Source organism: Micromonospora sp. AKA38 (genome assembly GCF_027925725.1).
Lineage (GTDB): Bacteria > Actinomycetota > Actinomycetes > Mycobacteriales > Micromonosporaceae > Micromonospora.
Genome location: NZ_BNEI01000003.1, coordinates 456,246 through 481,129, shown reverse-complemented (window position 1 = coordinate 481,129; position 24,884 = coordinate 456,246). Strand labels below are relative to the sequence as shown.

Annotated in this window: 23 protein-coding genes, 1 pseudogene and 1 riboswitch; of the genes and pseudogenes, 9 read left to right on the top strand and 15 right to left on the bottom strand. The window is 74.1% G+C overall.

The window, feature by feature from the left end:
* Positions 1 to 17 precede the first annotated feature (17 nt).
* A pseudogene (locus TPA0908_RS10605) lies at positions 18 to 467 on the bottom strand (BON domain-containing protein); the annotation flags it as partial.
* Positions 468 to 726: 259 nt separating this feature from the next.
* On the opposite strand from TPA0908_RS10605, the gene TPA0908_RS10600 reads away from it, so the two are divergent.
* Positions 727 to 3,483: a cellulose binding domain-containing protein gene (locus tag TPA0908_RS10600; RefSeq protein ID WP_281937007.1), complete on the top strand. Its 2,757-nt coding sequence runs from the start codon at positions 727 to 729 to the stop codon at positions 3,481 to 3,483.
* A gap of 156 nt (positions 3,484 to 3,639) precedes the next feature.
* Here the strand turns inward: TPA0908_RS10600 and TPA0908_RS10595 are convergent, their stop codons facing one another.
* Positions 3,640 to 4,044: a hypothetical protein gene (locus TPA0908_RS10595; protein ID WP_281937005.1), complete on the bottom strand. Its 405-nt coding sequence runs from the start codon at positions 4,042 to 4,044 to the stop codon at positions 3,640 to 3,642.
* A 440-nt stretch (positions 4,045 to 4,484) separates the two neighbouring features.
* Between TPA0908_RS10595 and TPA0908_RS10590 the strand changes: the two genes are divergently transcribed.
* Together TPA0908_RS10590 and TPA0908_RS10585 are read left to right on the top strand one after the other, a co-directional pair.
* Entirely contained in the window at positions 4,485 to 4,844 is a 360-nt protein-coding gene (locus tag TPA0908_RS10590) for an STAS domain-containing protein (RefSeq protein WP_107155819.1), read from the top strand.
* A 64-nt stretch (positions 4,845 to 4,908) separates the two neighbouring features.
* The gene (locus TPA0908_RS10585; protein WP_281937002.1) at positions 4,909 to 5,421 is read left to right on the top strand and encodes an SRPBCC family protein; all 513 of its coding nucleotides are present in this window, start codon (positions 4,909 to 4,911) and stop codon (positions 5,419 to 5,421) included.
* Here the strand turns inward: TPA0908_RS10585 and TPA0908_RS10580 are convergent.
* From TPA0908_RS10580 to TPA0908_RS10560, 5 genes are all read right to left on the bottom strand, one after another.
* Complete coding sequence (locus tag TPA0908_RS10580) at positions 5,315 to 5,875, bottom strand: hypothetical protein (RefSeq protein ID WP_281937000.1); 561 nt, start codon at positions 5,873 to 5,875, stop codon at positions 5,315 to 5,317. The genes TPA0908_RS10585 and TPA0908_RS10580 overlap by 107 nt on opposite strands.
* Positions 5,876 to 5,954: 79 nt before the next feature.
* Positions 5,955 to 7,040, bottom strand: a complete 1,086-nt coding sequence (locus tag TPA0908_RS10575; protein ID WP_281936998.1) for a coiled-coil domain-containing protein — start codon at positions 7,038 to 7,040, stop codon at positions 5,955 to 5,957.
* A 5-nt stretch (positions 7,041 to 7,045) separates the two neighbouring features.
* A riboswitch (cyclic di-AMP (ydaO/yuaA leader) is annotated at positions 7,046 to 7,175 on the bottom strand.
* A 142-nt stretch (positions 7,176 to 7,317) separates the two neighbouring features.
* Positions 7,318 to 8,232: a cation diffusion facilitator family transporter gene (locus TPA0908_RS10570; RefSeq protein WP_281936996.1), complete on the bottom strand. Its 915-nt coding sequence runs from the start codon at positions 8,230 to 8,232 to the stop codon at positions 7,318 to 7,320.
* A gap of 77 nt (positions 8,233 to 8,309) precedes the next feature.
* A complete protein-coding gene (locus TPA0908_RS10565; protein WP_281938531.1) occupies positions 8,310 to 10,427 on the bottom strand; it encodes a HelD family protein in 2,118 nt (705 codons plus the stop codon).
* 115 nt (positions 10,428 to 10,542) lie between these two features.
* The gene (locus TPA0908_RS10560; protein ID WP_281936994.1) at positions 10,543 to 11,469 is read right to left on the bottom strand and encodes an alpha/beta fold hydrolase; all 927 of its coding nucleotides are present in this window, start codon (positions 11,467 to 11,469) and stop codon (positions 10,543 to 10,545) included.
* A gap of 152 nt (positions 11,470 to 11,621) precedes the next feature.
* Here TPA0908_RS10560 and TPA0908_RS10555 point away from each other — a divergent pair, with 152 nt between their 5' ends.
* Positions 11,622 to 12,257 carry a carbonic anhydrase gene (locus TPA0908_RS10555; protein ID WP_281936992.1) on the top strand — a complete coding sequence of 212 codons (636 nt, stop codon included), beginning with the start codon at positions 11,622 to 11,624 and terminating at the stop codon, positions 12,255 to 12,257.
* A 39-nt stretch (positions 12,258 to 12,296) separates the two neighbouring features.
* On the opposite strand, the gene TPA0908_RS10550 is transcribed toward TPA0908_RS10555, so the two are convergent.
* Positions 12,297 to 12,626 (bottom strand): hypothetical protein, encoded by a 330-nt coding sequence (locus TPA0908_RS10550; protein WP_281936990.1) that lies wholly within the window; start codon positions 12,624 to 12,626, stop codon positions 12,297 to 12,299.
* A gap of 328 nt (positions 12,627 to 12,954) precedes the next feature.
* Between TPA0908_RS10550 and TPA0908_RS10545 the strand changes: the two genes are divergently transcribed.
* Positions 12,955 to 13,446 carry a DUF3145 domain-containing protein gene (locus TPA0908_RS10545; protein WP_107155828.1) on the top strand — a complete coding sequence of 164 codons (492 nt, stop codon included), beginning with the start codon at positions 12,955 to 12,957 and terminating at the stop codon, positions 13,444 to 13,446.
* Positions 13,447 to 13,479: 33 nt separating this feature from the next.
* Positions 13,480 to 15,210: a glycoside hydrolase family 3 protein gene (locus TPA0908_RS10540; RefSeq protein ID WP_374709196.1), complete on the top strand. Its 1,731-nt coding sequence runs from the start codon at positions 13,480 to 13,482 to the stop codon at positions 15,208 to 15,210.
* Positions 15,211 to 15,301: 91 nt separating this feature from the next.
* Here the strand turns inward: TPA0908_RS10540 and fabF are convergent, their stop codons facing one another.
* The 5 genes from fabF to TPA0908_RS10515 form a co-directional block, all read right to left on the bottom strand.
* On the bottom strand, positions 15,302 to 16,528 hold the full coding sequence (gene fabF / locus TPA0908_RS10535) for a beta-ketoacyl-ACP synthase II (protein WP_281936986.1): 1,227 nt from the start codon (positions 16,526 to 16,528) through the stop codon (positions 15,302 to 15,304).
* Positions 16,529 to 16,530: 2 nt separating this feature from the next.
* Entirely contained in the window at positions 16,531 to 16,770 is a 240-nt protein-coding gene (locus tag TPA0908_RS10530; protein WP_013735281.1) for an acyl carrier protein, read from the bottom strand.
* Between the two features lie 86 nt (positions 16,771 to 16,856).
* Positions 16,857 to 17,801: a beta-ketoacyl-ACP synthase III gene (locus TPA0908_RS10525; protein WP_281936983.1), complete on the bottom strand. Its 945-nt coding sequence runs from the start codon at positions 17,799 to 17,801 to the stop codon at positions 16,857 to 16,859.
* Positions 17,802 to 18,974 (bottom strand): acyltransferase domain-containing protein, encoded by a 1,173-nt coding sequence (locus TPA0908_RS10520; protein WP_281936981.1) that lies wholly within the window; start codon positions 18,972 to 18,974, stop codon positions 17,802 to 17,804.
* A gap of 78 nt (positions 18,975 to 19,052) precedes the next feature.
* Complete coding sequence (locus TPA0908_RS10515; RefSeq protein WP_308447825.1) at positions 19,053 to 20,357, bottom strand: PucR family transcriptional regulator; 1,305 nt, start codon at positions 20,355 to 20,357, stop codon at positions 19,053 to 19,055.
* Positions 20,358 to 20,497: 140 nt separating this feature from the next.
* On the opposite strand from TPA0908_RS10515, the gene TPA0908_RS10510 reads away from it, so the two are divergent.
* Positions 20,498 to 20,809 carry a hypothetical protein gene (locus TPA0908_RS10510; RefSeq protein WP_281936977.1) on the top strand — a complete coding sequence of 104 codons (312 nt, stop codon included), beginning with the start codon at positions 20,498 to 20,500 and terminating at the stop codon, positions 20,807 to 20,809.
* Between the two features lie 44 nt (positions 20,810 to 20,853).
* Positions 20,854 to 21,771: an NADP-dependent oxidoreductase gene (locus TPA0908_RS10505; protein ID WP_281938529.1), complete on the top strand. Its 918-nt coding sequence runs from the start codon at positions 20,854 to 20,856 to the stop codon at positions 21,769 to 21,771.
* A 7-nt stretch (positions 21,772 to 21,778) separates the two neighbouring features.
* Here TPA0908_RS10505 and TPA0908_RS10500 read toward each other — a convergent pair whose 3' ends face one another.
* Positions 21,779 to 22,438, bottom strand: a complete 660-nt coding sequence (locus TPA0908_RS10500; protein WP_107155835.1) for a hypothetical protein — start codon at positions 22,436 to 22,438, stop codon at positions 21,779 to 21,781.
* Positions 22,439 to 22,628: 190 nt separating this feature from the next.
* Here TPA0908_RS10500 and TPA0908_RS10495 point away from each other — a divergent pair, with 190 nt between their 5' ends.
* Positions 22,629 to 23,231 carry a copper resistance CopC family protein gene (locus tag TPA0908_RS10495; protein ID WP_281936975.1) on the top strand — a complete coding sequence of 201 codons (603 nt, stop codon included), beginning with the start codon at positions 22,629 to 22,631 and terminating at the stop codon, positions 23,229 to 23,231.
* A gap of 205 nt (positions 23,232 to 23,436) precedes the next feature.
* On the opposite strand, the gene gltX is transcribed toward TPA0908_RS10495, so the two are convergent.
* On the bottom strand, positions 23,437 to 24,846 hold the full coding sequence (gltX, locus tag TPA0908_RS10490; protein ID WP_281936974.1) for a glutamate--tRNA ligase: 1,410 nt from the start codon (positions 24,844 to 24,846) through the stop codon (positions 23,437 to 23,439).
* Between the last annotated feature and the right edge of the window lie 38 nt (positions 24,847 to 24,884).

The following is a 24,884-nucleotide window of genomic DNA, read 5'->3' as shown; positions in this document are numbered from 1 at the left end:
CCGGGTGGTTCGGTTCACGGCCGCACCGCGATCCCGTTGCTCAGTCCGCGTACGCCGGTGAGCCGGGCGACCGACCGCTCGGCGGCCCGCCGCTGGTACTCCCACTCGACCTCGCCGTGCAGCGTGACCCAGCCGTCGGCGACGGTCACCCGCAGCGCCCCGACCGGCAGGAACGCGTCCCACTCCAACGCCCGGACGGCCGCGAGCGCGAGCCCCGCGTCGTCCCGGCCGGCGCCGGTCGGGACGGTCGGGACGGCGAGGTCGTCGGCGACCGCGCGGACCCGGGCCACCCGGTGCGTGGCCCGTTCGGCGGCCCACCGCGCGGCGGGATCGGCCGCCGGGCCGGTCAGCGTCACCACGCCGCCGTCGACTCTCACCCCGATGCCGTCGAGGCCCGCCCGGGCCAGTTCGTCGCGTACCGCGGACCGGATCTCCCGGTCGGTACGCGTCATCGTCCCGGTGGTCATCCGGTTCTCCTTCCGGTGGGTGGTCGACGCGCGGGGCGGTCCCCGCACCCTGCGATCCTGCGCGCGACCGGGTGATCCCACCGCACCCGGAACGGGTGACATGGGAGCGCTTCCATGGCGCGGTTGATCGGCGTACGCTGAGGGTCCCTCGGCTGCGGGAGCCAGTACGCCGACGGGGAGCCCGGGCAGCTCCCCTCCTCGAAGCGCCACCCCCTGCTCCCGTTCCCCGCCCCCAAGGGCAACCGAGAGGATCCGCCCCATGCGCAGAAAACTCGCCGGCCTGGCGGCCGTCGCGCTGGCCGCCACCGTGGCGACCGTCGCCGTGCCGCTCGTCGCCACCGGCGTACCCCCGGCCGCCGCCGCGGCCGCCGAGCCGTACACCTGGAAGAACGTCCGGATCGACGGCGGTGGCTTCGTCCCCGGCATCGTCTTCAACCCGACCGAGAAGAACCTGATCTACGCGCGGACCGACATCGGCGGCGCGTACCGCTGGGAGCAGGCCACCCGGTCGTGGACGCCGCTGCTGGACTGGGTCGGCGCGGACCGGTGGGGCTGGAACGGGGTGGTCAGCCTCGCCACCGACCCGGTGCAGACCAACCGGGTGTACGCGGCGGTCGGCATGTACACAAACGACTGGGACCCGAACCACGGGGCGATCCTGCGCTCGACCGACAAGGGCGCCACCTGGCAGGCCACCGAGCTGCCGTTCAAGAACGGCGGCAACATGCCCGGCCGGGGCATGGGGGAGCGGCTGGCGGTCGACCCGAACCGCAACAGCGTGCTCTACTACGGCGCCGAGGGCGGCAACGGCCTGTGGCGCAGCACCGACTACGGCGCGACCTGGGCCAAGGTCGCCAACTTCCCGAACGTGGGCAACTACCGGGCCGACCCGAACGACAGCAGCGGCTACCAGAGCCAGAACCAGGGCCTCACCTGGGTCAGCTTCGACAAGGGCACCGGCACGGCCGGCACCGCCACGAAGACCATCTACGTCGGGGTGGCGGACAAGCAGAACCCGGTCTACCGCAGCACCGACGCCGGCGCGACCTGGGAACGGATCCCCGGCCAGCCCACCGGCTACCTCGCGCACAAGGGCGTGGTCGACCCGGTCGGCGGCTTCCTCTACCTCGCCACCAGCGACACCGGCGGCCCGTACGACGGCGGCAAGGGCGACGTGTGGAAGTTCAACCGGGCCACCGGCGCGTGGACGCAGATCAGCCCGGTGCCGTCGTCCAGCGGCGACGCGTACTTCGGCTACTCCGGCCTGACCATCGACCGCCAGCACCCGAACACGCTGATGGTCGCCACCCAGGTCTCCTGGTGGCCGGACGCGATCTTCTGGCGCAGCACCGACGGCGGCGCGACCTGGACCCGGATCTGGGACTGGGCCAGTTACCCGAACCGCACCAAGAAGTACACGATGGACGTCAACTCGGTGCCGTGGCTGACGTTCGGCACCAATCCGGCGCCGCCGGAGGAGACCCCGAAACTGGGCTGGATGAACGAGTCGCTGGAGATCGACCCGTTCGACAGCGACCGGATGATGTACGGCACCGGCGCGACGATCTACGGCACCACCGGCCTGACGAAGTGGGACACCGGCGGCACGTTCACCATCACGCCGATGGTGAAGGGGCTGGAGGAGACCGCCGTGCTCGACCTGGTCAGCCCGCCGTCGGGCGCGCCGCTGATCAGCGGCCTCGGCGACATCGGCGGTTTCCGTCACACCGACCTCGCGGCGGTGCCGCCGATGATGTTCACCCAGCCGGGCTTCACCAGCACCACCAGCCTCGACTACGCGGAGACCAAGCCGGCGGTCATGGTTCGGGCCGGCAACTTCACCGACGCCGACCGCCCCAACGACAGCCACGTGGCGTTCTCCACCGACGGCGGCGCGAACTGGTTCCAGGGCACCGAGCCCGGCGGGATCAACAACGGTGGCACGGTGGCCGCGTCCGCCGACGGCAGCCAGTTCGTCTGGTCGCCCGGCGACGCCGGCCAGCAGGTGGTCCGTTCGGTCGGCTTCGGCAACTCGTGGACCGCCGCCACCGGCATCCCGGCCAACGCCGTCGTCGAGTCCGACCGGGTCAACCCGAACAAGTTCTACGGGGTCAGCGCCGGAAAGTTCTACGTCAGCACCAACGGCGGGGCGGCGTACACCGCCACCGCGGCGACCGGCCTGCCCACCACCGGCGTCAAGTTCAAGGCGCTACCAGGCGTCGAGGGCGACGTCTGGCTGGCCGGCGAGGGTGGCCTCTGGCACTCCACCAACTCCGGCGCGAGCTTCACCAAGGTCACCGGCGTGTCCACGGCGGTGAACGTCGGCTTCGGCAAGGCGGCGCCCGGGAAGACGTACCCGGCGTTGTTCACCGTCGGCACGGTGGACGGCACGCACGGGGTCCACCGCTCCGACGACGCGGGCGCGACCTGGGTCCGGATCAACGACGACCAGCACCAGTACGGCAACGCGGGCGAGGCGCTCACCGGCGACCCGCGCGTCTGGGGCCGGGTCTACCTGGGCACCAACGGCCGGGGCATCCTGGTCGCGGACCGCCTCGGCGGCACGCCCACGCCCACGCCGACGTCGGCGAGCCCCACCCCGACCGGCCCGTCGCCCACCCCGACGAGCCCGTCGCCGTCGCCGACCAGTCCGACCCCGACGCCGACCGGCCCGTCACCGACGCCGACGTCACCGACCCCGACGCCGACCGGACGCGGCTGCGCCGCCACCTACGCGGTGACGAACTCCTGGCCCGGCGGCTTCCAGGGCGAGGTGACGGTGCGCAACTCCGGCACCACGCCGATCGCCGGCTGGACGCTGACCTGGACCTATCCGGACGGTCAGCGGATCGCCCAGCTCTGGAGCGGGACGTACACCCAGACCGGCTCGGCGGTCACGGTGACCGACGCCGGCTGGAACGGCAACCTCGGCGTCGGCGCGTCGACCACTGTCGGCTTCACCGCCACCGCCACCAACGGCAACCGGACACCGACCGTCTCCTGCGTCGCGCGCTGACGGGTTCCGCGGGCGGCACCACGAGATGACCATGAGGTTGACCGAACTGAAAAGCGCTCATCCGCCCGTCAACCTCATGATCATTGAAGCCCGCTGACGCAACGGTGGCCGTCCCCGACGAGGGGGCGGCCACCGTTGGTCGTGTGCGGGGTGCGGTCAGCCGTCCAGGCCGGCGGGGGAGTTGGGGCGGTCGACGTCGACGAACTCGATCTCGTCGGCGGCACGCTCCCGGCTGCCGGCGGCGCGGGCGGCGGTGCCGGCGGCCCAGCCGATCGCCGCGCCGGCCAGGGCCGCCGCGATCAGCAGCGTCCACGGCAGCGCGGGCCGCCGGCCGGCGAGCGCGTCGAAGGCGAGGCCGGCCCGGCGGCGCGCCTCGTCGGCGGCGGAGCCGACCAGGTCGGTGGCCTCGTCGGCCAGGCCGGAGGAGCTGCGGCGCGCGACGCGGGTGGCGTCCCGCACGCTGTCACCGGCGGTGCCGACCGCGTCGAGCAGGTGCTGCCAGGCCTGGTCCGCGACCCGCTCGGGCTTGCTGCGGCGGTCCAACAGGCTGGATCCGAACATCGTTCTACCTCCTCGGGTGCCGAAGCCCGGCGGCCACGTCGGACTCCGGTGGTCATCCGGCGCGTCACGGTTCACTTCCCGGGGCAGTGCCCCGCCCGCTCCCGCGCCAAACCCCGCCCGCTCCGTCAGTCGAGCGGCGGGGAAACGGACGGGGTGGGCGGAATCACCCGTACGCGCCGGGGACCGGGTGTGCCCGCGGGATGCGCGGGCCCGCTACCCTGGGTCGGCGGATCGGCCGACCCGGTCCGGTCGTTCGGCCGGTCGCTGGTCCGCGTCGAAGGGGAAATCGGAACCCGGAGGTGCGGTTTGGGCTCACCCAGGTGTGCCCAGTCCGCGAATTGCTCATCCCGGGGGGTGGCGACCGGGGCCGTTGGAGGAATACTCTCGGTCGCGGCCCGCGTACTGATGAGGCGCCCGTTGGGGCGAGTGGAGGTGCTCGCGTGAGCCTGTCGATCGTGAAATCGGTGCGTCCGGGTGGTGTCGTCCAGATCGCGCCCCGTGGGGAGATCGACGTCGACACCGCGTACGAGGTGCGGGAAGCGATCGCCGAGGTGCTGGCCAAGGCGCGTCCCGTCCGGATCGAGCTGAACATGCGGCTCGTCACGTTCATCGACTCGGTCGGCATCAGCGCCATGGTCGCCGGCTTCCAGACCTGCGAGGTCAGCGGCGTCAAGCTCGTGGTCACCGAGCCGAGCCGGTTCGTGCACCGGCAGCTCTGGGTGACCGGCCTGCTCGGTCTCTTCGGCGCGCCGGAGCCCTGGTTCGCCGACGAGGCTCCCGAGGTGCTCCCCGGCGCCTGAGCGCCACCCGCCCGCGCACCGATCCTGCGTCCGGCCCCTCGCCGGCCGGGGGACCTTCGACCCGTTGCCAGGCCGGCCCCGGTACGGGACGATCGTCCGGACCCACGACGGCGAGGGGGACCGGTTGCAGAGCAGCGACAGCTTCAGCTACACCGTGCAGGCCCGGTGCAGCCGGGCGGACGCGGTGGCCCTGCTCGGCGACCTGAGCCGGCAGGGCGAGCTGCATCCGCTGATCGTGCGGGTCCGGCAGTTGCCGCCCCGACCGGGCGCGCTGGCCAGCTTCGCGATCACCGACCGGCTGGAGCTCGGTCCGCTGCACTTCCCGGTCACCTACCAGGCGGACGTGCTGGTCGCCACCGAGGACGAGGTGGTCACCGTCGCCCGGCAGCAGCCGGCCACGACGGTGCGTAACCACACCCGGCTGCGCGACGAGCCCGACGGCGTGGTGCGGATCGACGTGGAGATCACGCTCACCGCGCCGGCGCCGCTGTTCGGTTACGCGTTCCGCCAGGCGCGGGCCGCTCACCTGGGCCTCGCCGCCCGCCTCGGCGCGACGCTGGAGGGCCGGCCCGCCTGATCCGCCCCCACGGCTTCCAGACGGACAGCACGGTGGCGATCAGCAGCAGCGTGGTGGAGACGGCCGGCGGCACCACCAGGTCGACCCGCAGGTGCGCGTCGGCTGCCCCGGCGAGCGCGCCGAGGTGCCGGATCCGGGGGGTCAGCAGGAGCAGCACCAGGCCGAGCATGACGGTGGTGAGCGCGAACTTCACCAGCACCCATCGCCAGCGCAGCAGGCCCCACGGAGTGAGCAGCGCGCTGGCGGTCCCGATCAGCCAGACCGCCACGCTCAGCGGTGCGAACAGCCAGGTGACCAGCAGCGCCGCCGCCGGGTAGACCACGTCGGGATCGGCGCCCCGCAGCCCGGCGACGCCGAGCGCGAGCAGCGTCAGGTCGGTGCCGAGCCAGCCCAGCGAGGTGGCCAGGTGCGCGGTGAGCAGCGCCTTGCGGCCGGCGGGGGAGAGTCGTCTCATGTCCCGATCGTCGCCCCGTCGCGCGGCCCACGTCGTGGTCCGCGCGACGACACCCGGTGTACGTCGTGGGGCGTAGTGCTCAGTAGACCGACAGGTGCACGTGGTTGGTGTGGTCGCTGGACGGGTCGCCGTTGCCCCCGCTGTACGACTTCCAGCCGCTGCTGGGCAGCCAGATCTGCTTGAACCAGATCACGTAGAGCACGGCGAGCGGGTCGGCGTTGCGCACGAAGTACGCGGCCAGGTTGTTGCCGTACGTCCGGTCGCCGCCGCTGGCCACGCCGCCGAAGCCGCTCTTCTGGGCCGCGAAGTCGCAGGCCCGACCCTTCGGGTGCTCGCCGGAGCCACTGGGCCGGTGGCAGGAGACGTACCGGGTGAAGCCGGCGGCCTTGGCCTGTTGCAGCGCGTGCAGCGTACGTGGGGTGATGCAGCCGCTGGCCGGCGTCGGGTCGTTGACGCTGCACGACTCGGCCGGCCAGGAGCCGTCGGAGTTGCGCTTGGCCGGCTTCGCGTTCGCGGTGGAGGTGCCCCGGATCCCGCTGCCGCTGCTGCCGCCGCCGCTGCTGGCGGACGGCCGGTTGTTGGCCTCCTCCAGCGCCTGCTCGGCCTGCTCCTTGCGCTTGGCCATCACCGTGACCTGCTTGCGTTGCTCGCGGACCTCGCCGTCGAGCGCGGTACGGGTGCGGATCGCCTCGTCGCGGGTGGTGATCAGCTCGCGCAGCGTCCGGTCCTCGTGCGCGGCGACCGTCTCCAGGGCGGCGGCCCGGTCCATGAAGCCTTCCGGGCTGGTGCTGCCGAGCAGCGCCGCGGCGGTGCCCATCCGGCCGGTACGGTACGCCACCTCGGCGATCTCACCGACCTTGGCGTCGCGCTCGACCAGCTCCGCGTCGATCGTCACGAGTCGTTCGTTGAGCTGCTTCTGCCGGGTCACCGACCGGCTCAGCGCGGCCTTGGCCTCCAGCCAGCCCTTGCTGGCGGCATCGAGCTTGGCGCGCAGCGCCGGCGTGCCGCCCTCGTCGTCGTCACCGGGCGCGGCGGCGAGCCGGCCGGTCGGGGGCGCCGCCGAGGCGGGGGAGACCGGCGCCGTCACGAGGCCGAGGGTCAGCATCGCGACGAGCAGGGCCGCCATCCGGGCGGCCGTCCGTCGTACAGGTGCCACTGGGGGCATTCACGTGTCCTTCCGTCAACCGCCGACCGGGTTAGCTGACGGGTTCGGGACGGAAGATCCCTACCGCTGACGCGGATGCACCCCACGTACGTGGTTCCCCGGCTCGCCCCGCGGGCGATTAGGCGACGGCCGCTCCGTCGGCGCCGGATGACGCCTGCGGGTCGGCCGCGACCGAGCCTACCGGCGTTGCCCGGAGCCGGCTCCGTCACCCGGAACCGGATACCGGGCAAAACCGGCATAAGCTAACAATAGCCACTCGAATTTAAGTCTGTCCTAACTACCAGCCGGTCGGGCCGCAGGCGCCGGCGGACGCTCCGGGTTCGATCTGCAACGTGGCGTGATCGATCGAGAAGTCCTCGTGCAGCGCGGCCCGGGCGGCGGCCAGCACGGTGGCGACCTCCGCGCCCGGATCGGTGGTCAGGTGCGCCGAGGCCACGTCCATGCCGGAGGTGAGCGTCCAGACGTGCAGGTCGTGCACCTCCGCCACGCCGGGCACGGCGGTCAGCCGGTCGTGCACGGCGGTCACCTGGAGGTGTTCCGGCGCGGCCTGCACCAGGATGCGCACCGCGGCCCGGCCGAGCCGCCAGGTGCGCGGCAGGATGAACAGACCGATCGCCACCGCGACCAGCGGGTCGGCCCACCACCAGTCGGTGACCGCGATGACCAGCGCGGCGCCGATCACGCCGAGCGAGCCGAGCAGGTCGCCCAGCACCTCCAGGTACGCGCCGCGCAGGTTGATGCTCTCCTGGGCGCCGGAGCGCAGCAGCGCGAACGCGGCGATGTTGGCGAGCAGGCCGAGCACGGCCACCACCAGCATCGGTCCGGCGAGCACCTCCGGCGGCTCGCCGAACCGGCGTACCGCCTCGATCAGGACGTAGACCGCGACGGCGCCGAGCAGCACCGCGTTGGCCAGCGCGGCGAGCACCTCCAGCCGGTAGAGCCCGAACGTGCGTTGCGGGTCGGTCCGGGCGCGCCGGGTGGCGGTGATCGCCGCGAGCGCCATGCCGATGCCGAGCACGTCGGTGAACATGTGGCCGGCGTCGGAGAGCAGCGCGAGCGAACCGGTCGTGACGGCGGCCACCGCCTCGACCACCATCAGCACGGCGAGCAGCGCGAACGCCGCCCAGAGCCGACCGGAGTGCCGGTGCGCCGCGTTGGCCACCGCAGCGCTGTGGTCATGACCTGCGCCCACGCACACACCCTCCCGCCCCGGATCCCGGACGGGCCCAATCTATGCTCACATCGCTATGTGTGCAAGTAACTGTGGCGTCAGCCCACCGGATCGAGCGTGGTCAGGCGCTGGGTGGCCCGGGACAGCGCGACGTAGAGCGTGCGGACACCCGAACCCGGGTCGGCCCGGATCTCGCTCGGCGCGACCAGCACCACCCCGTCGTACTCCATGCCCTTGGCCTGGAGGCTGGTGACCACCTGGAGCCGGCCCGCGTCGAGGTCGCCCAGCCAACCGGCCACCTCGTCCCGGCGCGGCACCGGCGTGATCACGCCGACCGTGCCCTCCACCTCGGCCAGCAGCGCCCGGACCGCCTCGACCGTGGCCGCCGGCAGCTCGGCCGCGGCCACCGTCCGCTCCACCGGTGGCACGCCGGTGGAGCGCACCGCGACGGGCAGCGCCAGATCCGGATACCGCCGGCGGATCTCCGCCGCCGCCACCGCGAAGATCTCCGCCGAGTTGCGGTAGTTGGTGGTCAGCTCGAAGCGACGCCGGGGCCGCCGCCCCAGCGCCTGGTCACGCGCCCGGTCCAGCTCCTGCGGATCGCCGGTCCAGGCGGTCTGCGCCGGATCGCCGACCACGGTCCAGGAGGCCAGCCGGCCGCGCCGACCGACCATCCGCCACTGCATCGGCGAGACGTCCTGCGACTCGTCCACCACCACGTGGGCGAAGTCGCGGTAGTCCACCGGGCGCTCCCGGGCGGCGGCCCGGGCCGCACGCTGCCGATCGGCGTACGTGCTCAGCTCGCGCACGCCGCCGGCCAACTGGTACGGGTCCCGCTTCGGTCGGGCCCGCCGCACCGGCTTGCCGAGCAGCGCGTCCAGCTCGTCCAGCAGCGCGATGTCGGCGACGGTCAACCCGTCGGTGTCCAGCGTCCGGTACGCGTCGGTGAGCAGCCGGATCTCGGCCGCGGAGAGGACCCCGCCGGCGTACCGGCGCAGCCGCTCCGGCCGGGCCAGCCAGCCCAGCACGTGACGCGGGTGCAGCCGGGGCCACCAGGCCTTGAGGAACTCGCGGAACTCCGGCCGCTCGATGATCTCGTCCTCGAACGCGGGCTGTTCCGGCAGCCGGCCCACCCGCAGCGTCCGGGCCTGCGCGTAGAGCGCGGCGAGCACGGCGTCGAACGCGGCCCGACGCACCTCGTTGCGACGCGCGCCCCGGGTCAGCGTGCGGTCCCGCACCGCGTCCAGCGCCGGCCGGTCCAGCCGCAGCAGCTCACCGCGGTAGAGCAGGCGCAGCTCGGCCGGCGAGTCCGGCACCGCGTCCCGCGCGGCGCGTTCCAGCACCCGGCGCATCCGCAGCGAACCCTTCACGGCCGCCACCTCCGGCGGGTCGGTCCGGGTCGCCGACAGGCCCGGGAACAGCGACCCGAGCGAGTGCAGCGTGGCGGTCTCCTCGCCGAGCGAGGGCAGCACCGAGGCGATGTACTCGACGAACACGCCGGACGGGCCGACCACCAGGATGCCGCCGCCGGCGTACCGGGCCCGGTCGGAGTAGAGCAGGTACGCGGCCCGGTGCAGCGCCACCGCCGTCTTGCCGGTGCCCGGGCCGCCGGAGACGATCGTGACGCCGCTGCCCGGGGACCGGATCGCCTCGTCCTGCTCCCGCTGGATGGTGGCGACGATGTCCCGCATCCCGCGACCGGTGGCCCGGGACAACGTGGCCAGCAGCGCGCCGTCCCCGACCACCGCCATGTCCGCCGGCGCGGCCTCCGGGTCCAGCAGGTCGTCCTCGATCCGGGTGACCCGCTCGGCGGCGGACTGGATCGTGCGCCGGCGCACCACGCCGCGCGGCTCGGCGGGCGTGGCCTGGTAGAACGCGGCGGCGGCGGGTGCCCGCCAGTCCACCACCAGCGTCTCCGCGTCGTCGGCGCGCACCCCGAGCCGGCCCACGTGCAGCACCTGCCCGGTGCGCAGGTCCAGCCGCCCGAAGACCAGCCCCTCGTGCTCGGCGTCCAGCACGTGCCGGCGCTGCGCGGCGTGGAAGACCATCGCGTCCCGCTCGACCAGCGCGCCGAACGTGCCGACCCGGGCCAGCCGGTAGCCCTCCCGCTCGGCGTCGGCCGCCGACCGGCGCAGTTCGGCCAGCCGGGCGTACACCCGGTCGAGATGCCGCTGCTCGGCGGCGATCTCCCGGTCCAGCGTGGTCTGGTCGGTCAACGCGGTGCTCCTGTGGTCGGACGGCACGACGGGCTGAATGAGGGTACGGGCCGCCGGCAAGCCGCACGTCGGGGCCTGCCTCCACGCCGGCCCGGACCGGTGCCGGGACCGTCCGTCAGGCCGCGGCCGGGCCTGGAACCGCGATGCCGGCCAGCACCCGGCGCAGCACCCCGGCCACGGCGGCGTTCACCACGTCGGGCCGTTCCATCATCAGCATGTGACCGGCGCCGGGGCAGACGGTCAGCTCCGCGGTGGGCAGCGCCGCCGCGATCGACTCGGCGCAGGGCGGCGGCGTGAGCCGGTCCCGGTCGCCGACCAGCGCGGCGGCCGGCAATCCGCCCAACGCGGCCAACGTCTCCAGCCGGTGCTGGGCGCCGATCGAGGCGCGGAACCCACCGATCGAGCGCAGCGTGGCGCGCGCCACCGCGGAGGTGACCAGCCGGATGTCCGCCGGGTCGCAGCGGTCGCCGAACAGCATCCAGCGGATGCTCGGCCGCAGCGCGCGCAGCAACGCGTACGGCGGACGCCAGCCGCCGCAGCGGGCCAGCACCCCGGCGCCGGTGGTCTCGGCCAGCCGGATCAGCCGGGCGATCCGGGGCGAGAGCCCGTAGACGGTGTGCGTGTGCCCCTCGGCGGTGGTCGAGACGAAGACCAGGCCGGCGGTGCGCTCGGCGAACCGGTCGGGGTGGCGGTGCGCGTACTCCATCACCGTCATGCCGCCCATCGAGTGCCCGACCAGCACCACCGGGCCGGACACGGCGAACTCGTCGACCACCGCGGCCAGGTCGTCCCCGAGCTGGGCCAGCGTCGCGTCGCGCAGCGTCAGGCAGCTCGACCGGCCGTGACCGCGCGCGTCGTAGGCGACCACCCGGACCCGCTCGCCGAAGCGGTCCCGCAGGTCGGTGAGCTGCCGGTGCCAGCTCCGCCCGTCCAGCGTCCAGCCGTGCAGCATGACCACGGTGACGTCGGCGTCGACCGGCCCCGTCACCGTGACGTGCAGGCGTACGTCGTCGGAAAGCCGCAGCTCCTGGTGCTCCGACATGGTCCACCTCCCCGGGCCGCCCGGTGTCCGGTCACCGGGGCGTTACCCGGTGGTGACACCGGCGTTACCCGTCATGACACCACGGCAACCGGGCCGGTGAGAAGATTCGCCGTCCGCCCCCGTGCGGTCCGATCGGTGACCAGGCTGGAGGCATGCCGTCCCCGCCCGCCGCCCGGACCCCCCGGGCCGCCCTGGCCGAGCTGCTCACCGGCAACCGCCGCTTCGTCAGCGGCCAACCACTGCACGGGCACGACGTGACCGCCGCCGCGGCGGTCGCCTCCGGCGACCAGCAGCCCTACGCGGTGGTGCTGGGCTGCATCGACTCCCGGGTGCCGCTGGAGGCGATCTTCGACCAGACGTTCGGCTCGATCTGCGTGATCCGCACCGGCGCGCACGTGCTCGACCGCGCGGTCTGCGGCTCGATCGAGTACGTGGTGGGCCAGCTCGGCGTACGCCTGGTGATGGTGCTCGGCCACGAGCGCTGCGGCGCGGTGGGTTCGACCGTCGACGCGGTGCGCACCGGGCGGCGGCCCGGTGGCGCGCTGGGGTACGTGGTGGACCGGATCACCCCGGCGGTGCGGGAGGTCGGCGTGGCGGACCCGGCTGTCCACCCGCTGGCGATCCGCCGGCACGTGCGGCGCACGGTGGCCGCGCTGCGCGCCGACGACCTGCTCGCCGACCGGGTCGCCACCGGCGAACTGGCCGTGGTGGGCGCGCTCTACGACCTGGCCACCGGTGAGGTCACGCTGCTGCCGGCGGAGGAGACACGGAACCGCCCGCCGGGGTGATCCCCGACGGGCGGTCGCGGTGGTGCGGGTGAGGGCGGCTCAGCCCTCGAAGACACCGGCCTCGACGAGACGCTTCTCGGTCGCGTCCCAGCCGTGGTCCGGGTAGGACGCGGCCAGGCCGTTGATCTCGGCGCGGATCTTGGCGGCGTGGCCGGCGGCGGCCAGCGTCCGGATCTCCTCGACGAAGGCGTCGGAGTCGGTGCGCAGGTGCGCGGTCTTGCCGTTGGTCAGGTTGCGCACGTAGGCGTGCTTGCCGCCGTTGAGCGGGATCAGGTACTTGAACTCGCCCAGCACGCTGAGGGCGCCACCCTGGCCAGCCTGGCCGGCCCGGACTGACGCGCGCGCGGTCTTAGAGGTGTTGCTCGCCACGGAGGTACTCCTTGCAGACGTACGGTGGGGACGGGAACCGTCCGGGGGCTGTGCGAGTGACGCCCGGGTTTGAGCGCCGGCCCGCGAAGACGTGCGGCGGCACAGAACCGCCCAGAGAACTGTACACGAACGCGACGCCTGGCTGGTGGTCGCGCCGTCACCGGGACACAACCGGGTCGCCCACCCGGGTATTTCCGGCCGACCGACCGCGGCGAATTTTCCGATTCGCTGGCGCACCACCTGTCACAGCGGTCATCATGTGTGCCAGGGGCCACTCGGGTGACGAGGTCGTAGGGGAAGACGCACCTCGGCTCACCGGGAGGTCACCGTGCCAACGCGTGGCGTCGTATACGTCCACTCGACCCCGCTCGCCGTGTGCTCGCACGTCGAGTGGGCGATCGCGCGCGTCCTCGCCGCGCCGGTCAACCTGCACTGGACGGGGCAGCCCGTCGACCCCGGCGCGCGGCGCGCCGAGTGCGGCTGGACCGGCAGCCCGGGGACGGGCGCCGAGCTGGCCGCTGCCCTCCGGCAGTGGCCCATGATCCGTTTCGAGGTGACCGAGGAGCCCAGTCCCGGCGCCGACGGCGAGCGCTTCATGTACGTCCCCGGCCGGGGCCTGTTCCGGGCCACCGTCGGCGCGGCCGGCGACATCCAGCTCGGCGAGGACCGGCTGCGTACCCTGATGGCCGCCGCCCGCGCCCCGGAGGCGCTCGCGCACGCCCTCGACAAGGCGCTCGGCACCGCCTGGGACGCCGAGCTGGAGCCCTACCGGTACGCCGGCGACGGCGCGCCGGTGACGCTGCTCACCCGGGTGGGGTGACGCCGGGCGAGTTGCCCCGATACGGTGGGGCCCGTGTCGATTCCCTCGCGACGCTCCGCCGTCGCGCTCGCCGCACTGACCGCGCTGGTCCTCACCGGCTGCTCGGACGGGCCGGACCGGCCCCGGCCGACGCCGTCGACAGCGACGCCGTCGGCGGGCGCGAGCGCGTCGGGGTCCACCGACCCGGCCGCCGCCGATCCCGCCGCCCGGGCCGCCGCGCTCGTCGCCACGCTCTCCGACGAGGACCTGGTCGGCCAGGTGCTGATGCCGTACGCGTACGGCAGCTCGGCCACCCAGGTCTCCGCCGGCTCGGCCGCCGGCAACCGGGCGCTGGCCGGTGTCGACACCCCCGCCGAGATGGTGGCGAAGTACCGCCTCGGCGGCGTGATCCTGGTCGGCTTCAGCGCCGACGACCCGACCTCGGGCAACCAGGAGACCACCAACGTCGACAACCCGAAGCAGGTCCGGGCGCTGACCGACGGGCTGCGCGCCGCCGCCGGCAAGTTGCCCGCCGGCGCCGCGCCGTTCCTGGTCGGCACCGACCAGGAGTACGGCGTGGTCACCCGGATCACCGACGGAGTGACCCAACTGCCCAGCCCACTCGCCGCCGGCGCGGCCGGCAACCCGGCGCTGACCGAGGCCGCCTGGCGGGCCGCCGGCGCCGAGTTGGCCGCGATGGGGATCAACCTGGACTTCGCCCCGGTCGCCGACGTGCTGGCCACCCGCAGCACGGTGATCGGCTCCCGGTCCTTCGGCGCCACCCCGGCCACCGCGTCACCCCAGGTGGCCGGTGCGGTCCGCGGCCTCCAGGCCGAGGGCGTCGGCGCGGCGGTCAAGCACTTCCCCGGGCACGGCCTGAGCGCCGCCGACTCGCACACCGAACTGCCGGTGGTCGGGCAGTCCCGGGCCGTGCTGGAGCGCACCGCGTTCCCGCCGTTCCGCGCCGGGATCGACGCCGGCGCCATGGCGGTGATGTCCGCCCACCTGAACGTCACGGCGGTCGACCCGGGCACCCCGGCCACGTTCTCCCGCAAGCTGCTCACCGACGTGCTCCGCGGTCAGCTCGGCTTCCAGGGGGTGGTGATCACCGACGGGATGAACATGGCGCCGGCGAAGAAGTGGTCGCCCGGCGAGGCGGCGGTCCGCGCGCTCAACGCCGGCAACGACCTCATCCTGATGACGCCGAACGTGGGCCAGGCGTACGACGGGCTGCGCGCCGCGCTGACGGACGGCTCGCTGCCCCGCACCCGCCTGGTCGAGGCGGTCACCCGGGTGCTCACCATGAAGTTCCGGCTGGCCGGGCACCCGCAGCCGGCGCTGTCGACGCTTGACGGCCCCGAGCACCGCAAGGCCGCCGCCGACCTGGCCGCCGCCGCGGTGACCGTGCTGCGCGGCACGTGCGGCGGTGCGGTGACCGGACCGGTCCGGGTCACCTCCTCCGGCGGGCGGGACCGCACCCGGGCCCTGCTGACCGAGGCGCTCACCGCCGCCGGTGTCAAGGTGGTGTCCTCCGGCGGCACCGTCGTGCACCTCGTCGGGTACGGCGACGGCACGAAGGACCTGAACGCCGACGCGGCGGTGACGGTGGCGATGGACACGCCGTACGTGCTGTCCGGGGCGAAGTCGCCGACGGTGCTGGCGACCTACTCGTCCACCCGGGCCTCGATGACCGCGTTGGCCGCGGTGCTCGCCGGCAAGGCCCGCCCCACCGGCCGCGCCCCCGTCCCGGTCCCCGGCCTGCCCCCCACCACCTGCAAGGTGTAAGGACGGGCCCCCTGTTAACGCCTCCGGTACAGAAGGGGCCCCCTCTCACACTCACGTGTTAAGAAGGGGCCCTTCCTTGCTTCAGGGCGGTTCAGGGGCGGGTGAAGACCAGCGCCACGTTGTGCCCGCCGAAGCCGAACGCGTTGTTCAGCGCGGCCGGGATCTCCAGGTGCCGGGCCTTGTGCGCGGCCACCTCCAGGCTGAGCCCGTCGTCCGGGTCGTCCAGGTTGACCGTGGGCGGCACGACCCCGTCCCGGATGGCCAGGATGGTGGCGATCGACTCCAACGCGCCGGCCGCGCCGAGCAGGTGCCCGGTCATCGACTTGGTGGCGGTGAGCAGCGGGTGGTCGCCGATCGCCTCGCGCAGCGCGCCGATCTCCAGCATGTCGCCGACCGGCGTGGAGGTGGCGTGCGCGTTGACGTGCACGATGTCCCGTCCGGCCATGTCCGCGTCGGCGAGCGCCCGGGTGATGGCCCGGATCGCGCCCTCGCCCTCCGGGTGCGGCTGCACCATGTCGTACGCGTCGGAGGTGACCCCGGCGCCGGCCAGGCGCGCGTAGACGCGGGCACCGCGGGCGGCGGCGTGGTCGGCGCGCTCCAGCACCAGCACGCCCGCGCCCTCGCCGAGCACGAAGCCGTCCCGGGCCTTGTCCCACGGTCGGGACGCCTTCTCCGGCTCGTCGTTGCGGGTCGACATGGCCCGCATCGAGGCGAAGCCGGCGATCGGCAGCGGGTGGATGACCGCCTCGGTGCCGCCGACCACCACCACGTCGGCGCGGCCGGCGCGGATGATGTCCAGCCCCAGCGAGATCGCCTCCGCGCCGGTCGCGCAGGCGCTGGCCAACGAGTGCACCCCGGCCTTGGCGCCCAGTTCCAGCCCGACCCAGGCGGCCGGGCCGTTCGGCATCAGCATCGGCACCGTGTGCGGGGAGACCCGTCGCGGTCCGGACGCCTCCAGGATGTCGTCCTGGGCGAGCAGGGTGGTGGCGCCGCCGATGCCCGAGCCGACGCTGACGGCCAGCCGTTCCGGGTCCGGCCCGGCGTCGGCCAGCCCGGCGTCCGCCCAGGCCTCCCGCGCGGCGATGAGGGCGATCGCCTGGGAGCGGTCCAGCCGGCGCAGCTTCACGCGGTCCAGCACCTCGGCCGGGTCCACCGCCAGTTGGGCAGCGATCCGGACGGGCAGTTGCCCGGCCCACTCCTGGGTGAGCGCACTCACCCCGGAGCGGCCGGTCAGCATGGCGTCCCAGGTCGACGCGACGTCCCCGCCGAGCGGGGTCGTCGCGCCGAGCCCGGTGACGACGACGTCGGGGCGACTCATGATCAGGACTGCGCCTCGATGTAGCTGACCGCGTCCCCGACGGTCTTCAGGTTCTGCACCTCGTTGTCCGGGATCTTGACGCCGAACTTCTCCTCGGCCGCCACCACGACCTCCACCATGGAGAGCGAGTCGACGTCGAGGTCGTCGGTGAAGGACTTCCCCTCGGCCACGTCGTCCGGGCTCACCCCGGCAACCTCTTCGAGGATCTCGGCGAGGCCGGCGGTGATCTCGTCACGGGTCATTGCGGTTGGTTCCTCTCATCGGGGTTTCTCGGCGGCCGGCGACGCCGGTCACCGCACCTGGAGCGCGTTCGCGCCCGAGGGGGTCATCAGGGGCAGCGCACGACCTGACCGGCGTAGGTCAGGCCGCCGCCGAAGCCGAACAGCAGCACCGGGGCGCCCGCGGGCACCTCGCGTCGCTCGACCATCTTCGACAGGGCCAGCGGAATGCTCGCCGCCGACGTGTTGCCGGACTCGACGATGTCCTTGGCGATGATCGCGTCCGGGATGTTCAGCCGCTTGGCGATGCCGTCGATGATCCGCGCGTTGGCCTGGTGCGGCACGAACGCGGCCAGCTCCGACGGGGCCACCCCGGCCCGCTCGCAGGCCTGGAGCGCCAGCGGGGCCAGCGCGGTGGTGGCCCAGCGGAACACCGACTGCCCCTCCTGCGCGATGTACGGACGCCAGCCCTCGATCCGCACCGCGTCGCCCTTCTCCGGCGCGGAGCCCCACACCACCGGCCCGATCCCGGTCGGCTCGTCGTCGGCGGTCGCGGTGACCACCGCCGCGCCGGCGCCGTCGCCGAAGATGATGCAGGTCGACCGGTCGGTCCAGTCGGTCACGTCGGAGAGCTTCTCCGCGCCGATCACCAGCGCGTTGCGCGCCGCGCCGGCCCGGATCGCGTGGTCCACCGTGCCGAGCGCGTACGCGAAACCGGAGCAGGCGGTGTTGAGGTCGTACGCCGCCGGCGCGTTGATGCCCAGCTTCGCGGCGACCCGGCAGGCCACGTTCGGGCTGCGGTCCACCGACGTGCAGGTCGCCACCACGACGAGGTCGATGTCGGCGGCGGTGAGGCCGGAGCTGGCCAGCGCCTTGCCGGCGGCGGCGGTGGCCATGTCGGCCACGGTCTCCTCGCCGGCGATCCGCCGGGTGGCGATGCCGACCCGGTCCCGGATCCACTCGTCGTTGGTGTCGACGAACTGTGCGAGCTCGTCGTTGGTGACCACGCGGGAGGGCTGGTAGTGCCCCATCGCGGCGATCCGGCTGCCGGCCATTTAGTGCGATCCTCCGATGCGGACGAGGGGCTGGCCCGGGGCGACCGGGTCGTCGTGGTGCGCGAGCCACTCGGTGAGCAGCCCGCTGTCGTGCGCGGTCACCTCGACCCGCCCCTGCCGGGCGGCGACGTGGCCGACGACCTGGCCGGCGTGCACACCGGCGCCCTCGGTCAGCTCGGCCACCGGCGTGAAGACGCCGGCGGCGGGGGAGACCACCACCCGGAAACCGGACGCCGGCGGGCGGGCGACGCCGCCACCGCCGTGCCGGGCGATCAGGCTCCGCGCGGCGGGCAGGTCGTCGGGCGTGTTCAGGGTGACGATCTCCGGTGCCCCGTCCCCCTTCAGCTCCCGCTTGACCAGACCGGCCAGCGTGCCGGCCGGCGGCAGTTCGACCACGCCGGTGACGCCGAGGTCGACCAGGGTGCGCATGCACAGGTCCCAGCGGACCGGGGCGGTCACCTGCCGGACCAGCCGCTGCACCGCCTCCCGGCCGTACCCGACCGGGGCGCCGTCGAGGTTGGACAGCAGGACGCGGGCCGGGTCGGCGACGGTGACGCCGCCGGCCACGCCGGCCAGCGCGGTCTCGGCCGGGGCCATGTACGGGGTGTGGAACGCGCCGGCCACCTTGAGCCGGATGACCCGTGCCCGGGTCGGCGGTTCGACGGCGAGCTTCTCCAGCCCGGCGATCGCGCCGGCGGCGACGATCTGGCCGGCGCCGTTGCGGTTGGCCGGGTGCAGGCCGTGCGTCTCCAGTGCGGCGAGCACCTCGTCCGGGTCGCCGCCGAGCACGGCGGCCATCCCGGTCGGCTCCAGCGCGCAGGCGGCGGCCATCTCCCGGCCGCGTACGCCGGCGAGCGTCACGGCCGCCTCGGCGGGCAGCACCCCGGCCAGCGCGGCGGCGCCCAGCTCGCCGACGCTGTGCCCGGCGACGACCCGGACGTCGTGCATCGGCAGGTGCTCGGCGGCGAGCAGCGCGGCGGCGACCAGCAGCGGCTGGGTGCGGGCGGTGTCCTTGATCTCGTCCGCGTCCGCCTCGGTGCCGAGGTGGATCAGGTCGACCCCGGCCAGCGCCGACCACCAGCGCAGGCGCGCCTCGGCGCCGGCGAGGTCGAGCCATGGGTTCAGGAAACCGGGCTTCTGTGAACCCTGTCCGGGGGAGAGTACGGCGAGCACGTGTACGACTCTGACGGATACTCGCGGGTCGCGCTGTAACGCACGGCACCAAACCGCACTAGAAGCTTTAGAGGAAACCTACAAAGATCGGCGCCGGTCGTCGCCGCTCTGGGCCACTTTCCGACCGGCTGGGCTCGCTGTCTGGTTCGGGACCGGCGTGACGGCCGGGACCACCGGGTCGAGCCGACCGACGGTCAACGCGACCTGGAGCGCGAAGGCGTCCCGCGGGGCGAGCGGCGAGAACCCGGTCACCTCGGCGATCCGCTTCAGCCGGTAACGCACCGTGTTCGGGTGCACGAACAGCGCCCGCGCCGCGCTCTCCAGCGTGCCGCCGGCGGCGAAGAACGCGTCGAGCGTCTCCAGCAGTTCGCCGCCGCCGGCGCGGGCCAGCGCCGCGTACACGTCGTGGCGCAGCCGGCGGCGCGCCTCGGCGTCGCCGGCCAGCGCCCGTTCGGGCAGCAGTTCGCCGGCGGCGACCGGGCACGGCGCGGTCGGCCAGGCCGGCGCGGCCCGGAACCCGGCGAGCGCCGCCCGCGCGGACTCGGTCGCCTCGTCGAGGCTGGGCACCGCCGGACCGACCACCACCGGCCCGTCGCCGAACGCGGTACGCAGCTTCCCGGTGGCCGCCAGCGGATCGGCCGCCCCGCCCAGCACGATCACCAGGCGGTCGCCGTGCACGCCACCGATCACCTCGACGCCGATCCGGCGGGCCTGCCGGTAGACGGTGTGCAGGACGGCCGACACCTCACCGCCGGGGGAGCGGCCCACCGCCACCGCCACCGGCGGCGCGTCCGACCAGCCCAGCGCGGCGGCGCGGCTGGCCAGCACGTCCGGCGAGTCGCCGCGCAGCAGCGCGTCCACCAGCAACGCCTGCAACCGGGCGTCCCAGGAGCCCCGGGTCTCGGCGGCCCGGGCGTACACCCGGGCGGCGGCGAACGCGATCTCGCGGGAGAACCGCAGCACCGCCTCCCGCAGCGACTGTTCCTCGCCCGGCACGGCCAGCTCGGACACCTGCTCCTCGACGACCTCGATGGTCACCTTGATCAGCGCCACGGTCTGCTGGAGGCTGATCGAGCGGGCGAGCGCCACCGGTGCGGCGGCGAAGACCTCGTCCGACACCTCCTGGGTGCGGTCGGTCGCGCCGCCGCCCTGGCGCAGCCACTGCACCAGTGACCGCACGCCGGCCTGGGCCACCAGCATCACCCAGGAACGCTGGTCGGCCGGCAGCTCGCGGAACCACAGCAGACTCTCGTCCATCCGGGCCACGCTGGCGGTGGCCAGGCTCCCCGCGGCCCGCTCGATGCGGCGCAGCGTGGCCGACGTCTCGGTACCGCCCGGTTCACTCACCGCACCAGCCTGACACGGCCTGACCAGCGGATCCACTCCGAGTCCGCGGCGGCGCCGCGGACGGGCGGTCCGCACCGGTACGCGCTGACGATCTCGTCGGGCCGGGCCAGTACGGTGTCAGAGCGCGTCGGGGCGTTCCGTCCGACGGGCGAGGGCGAAGGGTGAGGGGGACCGGGATGGCGCACGGGGAGGCCGAACACGGCTGCGCCCAGCACGAGCACTGCCGGCCGGGCCACGACCAGCCGCGCCGGGCGGGTCTGACCCATCCGGGTGAGCCGGCCGCCGGGCGGTCGCCGGAGCGCGCCGACGACGAGTCGGCGGCGCCGCGTCAGCGGGTCGTCGAGCCGGCCGGTCCCACGGTCGACCCGGTGCCGACCCAGGGCTGCCGCAGCGACCAGGCCGGCTGGGCGGGTGGCCACCGGCACGGCGCGGTGCGCCCCGGCAACCGCACGAGCCGCCGGGAACGGCCGCCGCGCCGCTGGTGCTGACCACGCGGGGCCCGTCCGGCGGTTAGCGTGGGTGGGTGAAGGCGATGGCGATCGACGAGTACGGCCCGGCCGACCTGCTCACCGTTCGTGAGCTGCCCACCCCGCCGGTCGGTCCGGACACGGTCCTGGTGCGGGTGCGGGCCGCCGGGGTCAACCCGGTCGACTGGAAGGTCCGGGCGGGGCACCTGGCCGGCGCGTTCCCGACCCACTTCCCGCTGGTGCCGGGGTGGGACGCCGCAGGCGTGGTGGAGGCGGTCGGTCCGGCGGTGTCCGGGTTCGCCGTCGGTGACGAGGTGATCGGCTACGTCCGTCGCGACGACGTGCAGCACGGCACGTACGCGGAACTGGTCCCGGCCCCGGAGCGGTGCCTGGCCGACAAGCCGGTGCGGGCGTCCTGGCCGGAGGCGGCCGGCCTGCCGCTGGCCGGGCTCACCGCCTACCAGGCGTTGCAACTGGCCCGCACCGGCGCCGGTGACACCGTGCTGGTGCACGGTGCGGCCGGCGGGGTGGGACACCTCGCGGTGCAGGTGGCCCGCGCGCTCGGCGCCGACCGGGTGATCGGCACGGCGAGCGAGGCGAACCACGACTTCGTCCGGTCGCTGGGCGCGGAGCCGGTCAGCTACGGCGACGGCCTGCCGGACCGGGTCCGCGCGGTCGCGCCGGACGGCGTCGACGTGGTGCTGGACCTGTTCGGGGGCGACGCGCTGGACGCCTCCGCCGAGCTGATCGGCCGGCCGGGGCGGCTGGTCTCCACCGCCGACCCGGAGCACGTGACCCGCCTCGGCGGCGCGTACGTCTTCGTCAAGCCGTCGTCGGCCGACCTGGGGGTGCTCGCCGGGCTGGTCGACGCCGGCCGGCTCACCGTGCACGTGGCCCGGGCGTTCCCGCTCACCGAGGCCGCCGAGGCGCAGCGGTTGGTGGAGGCGGGGCACGTCCGGGGCAAGGTCGTGCTGACCGTTTGAGCCGGGCTCAGCGGGTGCGGCGGCGCACCAGGAGCGCGATGCCGGCCAGCCCGACGGTGATGACCAACACCACGCCGATGTTGAGCAGCAGCAGGCGCTGCAACTCGCCGAGCGCGGTGTCGAGGCCCTCCGCCGGGTCGAGCGCCTCCTCCGGCAGGACGCGCTCGCCGCCGCCGATGCCGCCGGAGAGCGTGTCGAACCGGGGCGCCAGCGGCACCCCGACGGCGCGCAGCGTCTCGGACATGTTGAGGCGCCCGAAGAACCAGCCGGCCCGGGGGTGGCTCAGGTCGGGCTGCTTGGCCGGCCGGTAGACCCGGGGACCGCCCTTGGCCAGCGGGAAGAGGTCGTAGGTGTGCTGCGGGCTGCCGGCGGCGAGCACCACCACCGTGTACTTCGGACCGAGGTCCTTGGCCGCCGGGCCGCGGAGCTGACCGGTCGTCCCCAGCCACTTGACCTGGTCGACGATCATGGTGACCTCGGCCGGTTTGGTGTCGGCCCGCAACTGCAACGGCTGGTCGAGCTGGTCGCCGGTGATGTCCACCCCGGCCGGGGCGAGCTTCGGCTTCGGCGCGGCCTGGGCCGCCGTCGTGCCGGTGAGGGCCAGCGTGCACGCCAGCACCGCCGCCCCGGCCACGACGGTCAGCAGCCGCCTCACCTTCCGGACCATCGCCGCCTCCTCGCCCCGTTCGATGGCTGGCTTCCGCTGCCGGTCACACTGGACCCGCCCACCCAAAAGACTCCGCAGAACGTCGCGTGGTTGCAGTAGGTGGAAGAGTATTTGGAACTATCTGCGAGCTGAGACCGACCAATGAACGGTCGAAGATCAGCGGCCGGATCTTACCCGGACGGAGGGGCTCATGGGGGGCAGGGTTGCCCGTACGACACGTACCTGGCTGGCGGTGCTCGGGCTGGCGGCGGGGGTGTCGCTGCTGTTGCCGGCCGCGCCGGCCGCCGCGCACAACTCGTTGACCGGCAGCGACCCGGCCAACGGGGCCCGCGTGGCCGCCGCGCCGAAGCGCATCGAGTTGCGGTTCCTGGCCACACCGAAGGAGGCCGGCACGACGGTCACCGTCACCGGGCCGGACAACGTGGTCGCCGCGGGCGGACCGCCGACCTTCTCCGGGAAGCGGGTGAGCGTGCCGTTCAAGCCCGCCGCGGCCGGGCTCTACATCGTGGCCTACCGGCTCGCGTCCGACGACGGGCATCCGATCAAGGGCGAGATCCGGTTCACGCTGACCACCGGCACCCCGGCCGAGACGCCGGCGACGTCCGCGAGCGCCCCACCGACGACCGCGACGGTGCCCACGAGCGCCGCGCCGTCGCCGGCGAGCCCGACGCCCGCGGCCGCCGCCGGGGACGACGACGGGGGTTCGGGTTGGCTCTGGGCGGCCGGCGCGGTCGTGGTGCTGGCCGCGTTGGGCGGTGGCCTGCTGCTGCGTCGCCGCGCTGCCCGCGGCTGACCGGGTCGGGCACCCGGCGGCAGGCCGGATCCGCGGCGGGCGTCCGCTCGCCCGGTCACCGTGCGTGACGGGACGGGAGAGACCTCTACCGCATCTCGTCATGCCTCCTGGTCATAAATATGACCAGGAGGCATGACGCCCGAAAGGGCAACGTTTCCGGCGCGCGACACGCCCGGACGACACGCCGGGGGCGTCACCCCCGGGCTCAGACCAGGCGTACCCGGGCGGCGCGCAGCCGGGTCAGCGTACGGTCGCGGCCGAGCACCTCGAGCGACTCGAACAGCGGCAGCCCGACGGTGCGGCCGGTGACCGCCACCCGGACCGGCGCCTGCGCCTTGCCCAGCTTCAACCCGCGCTCCGCGCCGACCGCCTCCAGCGTGGCCTTCAGCGACTCGGCGTCCCAGGTCGCCAGCGTGTCGAACGCGGCGATCGCGGCGTCCAGCAGCTCGGCGGCGCCCTCCTTCATCGCCTTCGCCCAGGCCGCCTCGTCGATCAGCGGGTCGGCCAGGAAGAGGAAGTCGACGTTCGGCACGATCTCGCTGAGCACCGCGATCCGGGTCTGCGCCAGCGGGGCCACCGCCGCGAACGCGGCCGGGTCGAACTCGGCCGGCTGCCACGGCGGCGGGGCGATCGTGTCGGTGCCGGTGAGCCACGGCTGGCACGCGGCGACGAACTCCTCCACCGGCAGGGCGCGAATGTACTCCCCGTTGAAGGCGCGCAGCTTCTTCTCGTCGAAGAAGGCGGGGGAGGGGTTGACCTCGTCGAGCCGGAACTCGTCCTCGATCACCGACCAGGGCACGATCTCCCGGTCACCCGACGGCGCCCAGCCGAGCAGCATCAGGTAGTTACGCATCGCGTCGGCGAGGTAGCCCTCGTCCCGGTACGCCTCCAGGGCGACCTTGTCCCGCCGCTTGGACAGCTTCTGCCGCTTCTCGTTGACCACCACCGGCACGTGCGCCCAGACCGGCGGCTTGACGCCGAGCGCGTCCCAGAGCAACTGCTGCTTCGGGGTGTTCGGCAGGTGCTCCTCGGCCCGGATCACGTGGGTGATCCCCATGGTCATGTCGTCGACCACGTTGGCCAGCAGGAAGACCGGCGAGCCGTCGCCCCGGGCGATGACGAAGTCCTCGATCAGCTTGTTCTCGAACGTCGGCTCGCCCCGGATCAGGTCGACCACCACGGTCTCGCCCTCGTCCGGGGTGCGGAAGCGCAGCGCCCGGCCCTCGCCGGCGGACAGGCCCCGGTCGCGGCAGAAGCCGTCGTAGCCCCGGTGCTGCGAGCCGGTACGCGCCTGCACGTCGTCGCGGGTGCAGTCGCAGTAGTACGCCCGGCCGGCCTCGTACAGCCGCTGCGCGGCGGCGCGGTGCTCGCCCGCGTACGAGGACTGGAAGTAGGGGCCCTCGTAGCTGCCGCGGGTGATGCCGATCCAGTCGAGCGCGGAGAGGATGCCCTCGGTCCACTCGGGCCGGTTGCGGGCCGCGTCGGTGTCCTCGACGCGGAGCACGAACACCCCGCCCTGCTGCTTGGCGAAGATCCAGTTCTGCAACGCCGAGCGGGCGCCGCCGACGTGGAACATTCCGGTCGGGGAGGGGGCGAAGCGTACACGTACCGTCACGTCCCCCAGCCTACGGCGGGCCGCGACCGCTTTCCGGC

What these genes read in the sequence shown, in the direction of transcription:
- TPA0908_RS10555 (WP_281936992.1), top strand. Translation starts at nt 11,622, where the DNA reads ATGCCGTCCCCGCCCGCCGCCCGGACCCCCCGGGCCGCCCTGGCCGAG.
- TPA0908_RS10510 (WP_281936977.1), top strand. Translation starts at nt 20,498, where the DNA reads ATGGCGCACGGGGAGGCCGAACACGGCTGCGCCCAGCACGAGCACTGC.
- TPA0908_RS10505 (WP_281938529.1), top strand. Translation starts at nt 20,854, where the DNA reads ATGGCGATCGACGAGTACGGCCCGGCCGACCTGCTCACCGTTCGTGAG.
- TPA0908_RS10495 (WP_281936975.1), top strand. Translation starts at nt 22,629, where the DNA reads ATGGGGGGCAGGGTTGCCCGTACGACACGTACCTGGCTGGCGGTGCTC.
- TPA0908_RS10560 (WP_281936994.1), bottom strand. Translation starts at nt 11,469, where the DNA reads ATGTCGGAGCACCAGGAGCTGCGGCTTTCCGACGACGTACGCCTGCAC.
- TPA0908_RS10525 (WP_281936983.1), bottom strand. Translation starts at nt 17,801, where the DNA reads ATGGCCGGCAGCCGGATCGCCGCGATGGGGCACTACCAGCCCTCCCGC.
- TPA0908_RS10600 (WP_281937007.1), top strand. Translation starts at nt 727, where the DNA reads ATGCGCAGAAAACTCGCCGGCCTGGCGGCCGTCGCGCTGGCCGCCACC.
- TPA0908_RS10595 (WP_281937005.1), bottom strand. Translation starts at nt 4,044, where the DNA reads ATGTTCGGATCCAGCCTGTTGGACCGCCGCAGCAAGCCCGAGCGGGTC.
- TPA0908_RS10530 (WP_013735281.1), bottom strand. Translation starts at nt 16,770, where the DNA reads ATGACCCGTGACGAGATCACCGCCGGCCTCGCCGAGATCCTCGAAGAG.
- TPA0908_RS10500 (WP_107155835.1), bottom strand. Translation starts at nt 22,438, where the DNA reads ATGGTCCGGAAGGTGAGGCGGCTGCTGACCGTCGTGGCCGGGGCGGCG.
- fabF (WP_281936986.1), bottom strand. Translation starts at nt 16,528, where the DNA reads ATGAGTCGCCCCGACGTCGTCGTCACCGGGCTCGGCGCGACGACCCCG.
- TPA0908_RS10580 (WP_281937000.1), bottom strand. Translation starts at nt 5,875, where the DNA reads ATGAGACGACTCTCCCCCGCCGGCCGCAAGGCGCTGCTCACCGCGCAC.
- TPA0908_RS10575 (WP_281936998.1), bottom strand. Translation starts at nt 7,040, where the DNA reads ATGCCCCCAGTGGCACCTGTACGACGGACGGCCGCCCGGATGGCGGCC.